Raw genomic sequence first — 2,735 nt, 5'->3', positions numbered from 1 at the left:
ACCCCCGGCTATCATCAACGCTGAAGAGCTTAACTTCCGTGTTCGGCATGGGAACGGGTGGATCCTCTTCGCTGTTGCCACCGGACTGGCCCGTCGGGCCCTGACAACCAAATACCGAGACCGCAGCCACCGCCGCGTATCGTGCTGTGCGTGGATAAGACTTCGACCGATTAGTATCCGTCCGCTGCACATGTCGCCATGCGTCCACGCCGGACCTATCTACCTCGTCATCTTCAAGGGGTCTTATCTCCGTAGAGGGGAAAGGTCATCTTAAGGGGGGCTTCATGCTTAGATGCTTTCAGCACTTATCCCGTCCACACGTAGCTACCCAGCAGTGCTCCTGGCGGAACAACTGGTACACCAGCGGTGTGTCCATCCCGGTCCTCTCGTACTAAGGACAGCTCCTTTCACCTTTCCTGCGCCCGCGACGGATAGGGACCGAACTGTCTCACGACGTTCTGAACCCAGCTCGCGTACCGCTTTAATGGGCGAACAGCCCAACCCTTGGGACCTACTTCAGCCCCAGGATGCGATGAGCCGACATCGAGGTGCCAAACCTCCCCGTCGATGTGAACTCTTGGGAGAGATTAGCCTGTTATCCCCAGGGTAGCTTTTATCCGTTGAGCGACGGCCCTTCCATGCGGTGCCGCCGGATCACTAAGCCCGACTTTCGTCCCTGCTCGACTTGTAGGTCTCGCAGTCAAGCTCCCTTGTGCCTTTGCACTCTGCGAATGATGTCCGACCATTCTGAGGGAACCATTGGGCGCCTCCGTTACTGTTTGGGAGGCGACCGCCCCAGTCAAACTGCCCACCTGACACGGTCCCGAGGCCGGATCACGGCCTGCGGTTAGAATGTCGATACCACCAGGGTAGTATCCCACCAGCGCCTCCTCCGAACCTGGCGGTCCGGATTCGATGGCTCCTACCTATCCTGTACAAGTGGTACCCACATCCAATGTCAAGCTACAGTAAAGCTCCATGGGGTCTTTCCGTCCTGTCGCGGGGAACCTGCATCTTCACAGGTATTATAATTTCACCGGGTCTCTCGTTGAGACAGTGCCCAAGTCGTTGCACCTTTCGTGCGGGTCGGAACTTACCCGACAAGGAATTTCGCTACCTTAGGACCGTTATAGTTACGGCCGCCGTTTACTGGGGCTTCAATTCGGCGCTTCTCCCCCCGAAGGGGGATAACGCCTCCTCTTAACCTTCCAGCACCGGGCAGGTGTCAGCCCCTATACTTCGCCTTACGGCTTCGCAGAGACCTGTGTTTTTGATAAACAGTCGCTTGGGCCCTTTCACTGCGGCTCCCTGGGGCTATTCACCCCGGGGAGCACCCCTTCTCCCGAAGTTACGGGGTCCTTTTGCCGAGTTCCTTAACGAGAGTTTTCCCGCGCGTCTTAGAATACTCATCCCACCTACCTGTGTCGGTTTACGGTACGGGCACCACGTTCCTCGCTAGAGGCTTTTCTTGGCAGGGTAGGTGCCGGCCCTTCGGGCCCCGTAGGGCCCTCCTGGTCACCGCTTGGCCGTCTGGGGGAGGGATTTGCCGCTCCCCCGGCCTTGCCAGCTTCAACGCGCATGTCCAACAGCGCGCGGCCGTGCCTGCCTGCGTCCCCCCATCACTCAAATGGAACGGAGGTGGTACAGGAATATCAACCTGTTTTCCATCGCCTACGCCTTTCGGCCTCGGCTTAGGACCCGACTAACCCTGAGCGGACGAGCCTTCCTCAGGAAACCTTGGGTTTTCGACGGAAGGGATTCTCACCCTTCTTTTCGCTACTCATACCGGCATTCTCACTTCCAGGCGCTCCACCGGTCCTCACGGTCCGGCTTCCAAGCCCCTGGAACGCTCCCCTACCATCTCTCCCATGCGGGAGAGTCCACGGCTTCGGTGCTGCGTTTAGCCCCGGTACATTGTCGGCGCAGAGTCACTCGACTAGTGAGCTATTACGCACTCTTTCAATGATGGCTGCTTCTAAGCCAACATCCTAGTTGTCTAAGCAACTCCACATCCTTTTCCACTTAACGCAGACTTAGGGACCTTAGCCGGTGGTCTGGGCTGTTTCCCTCTCGACGACGGATCTTAGCACTCGCCGTCTGACTCCCGGGCAGCAAGTCGCTGGCATTCGGAGTTTGACTGAATTCGGTAATCCGGGAAGGACCCCTCGTCCAATCAGTGCTCTACCTCCAGGACTCTCATACCCGAGGCTAGCCCTAAAGCTATTTCGGGGAGAACCAGCTATCTCCAGGTTCGATTGGCATTTCACCGCTACCCACGACTCATCCCCGCAATTTTCAACTTGCGTGGGTTCGGGCCTCCAGCCAGTGTTACCTGGCCTTCACCCTGGTCATGGGTAGATCACCTGGTTTCGGGTCTACGCCCGCCTACTGCATCGCCCTCTTCAGACTCGCTTTCGCTGCGGCTCCGCCTTTGCGGCTTAACCTTGCAGACGAGCGTAACTCGCCGGTTCATTCTACAAAAGGCACGCCGTCACCCCTTAACGGGCTCCGACTTCTTGTAGGCACACGGTTTCAGGATCTGTTTCACTCCCCTTCCGGGGTGCTTTTCACCTTTCCCTCACGGTACTGGTTCACTATCGGTCACTAGGGAGTATTTAGCCTTGGGAGATGGTCCTCCCAGCTTCCGACGGGATTTCTCGTGTCCCGTCGTACTCAGGATACCCCCGGCGGGGGGAGGATGTCGGCTACCGGGCTGTTACCGTCTCTGGCGGGCC

At 58.0% G+C, this 2,735-nt stretch carries 2 rRNA genes; both read right to left on the bottom strand.

The features are described 5' to 3' along the window. Positions 1-85: ribosomal RNA gene (gene rrf / locus Q0757_RS16885) — 5S ribosomal RNA — on the bottom strand; the annotation flags it as partial. A gap of 65 nt (positions 86-150) precedes the next feature. Continuing rightward, positions 151-2,735 (bottom strand): 23S ribosomal RNA (locus tag Q0757_RS16880); the annotation flags it as partial.

The organism is uncultured Marinococcus sp., assembly GCF_947493875.1.
GTDB lineage: Bacteria > Bacillota > Bacilli > Bacillales > Marinococcaceae > Marinococcus.
The sequence above is the reverse complement of the archived record's forward strand: the minus strand, read 5'-3'. Positions and strand labels throughout refer to the sequence as shown.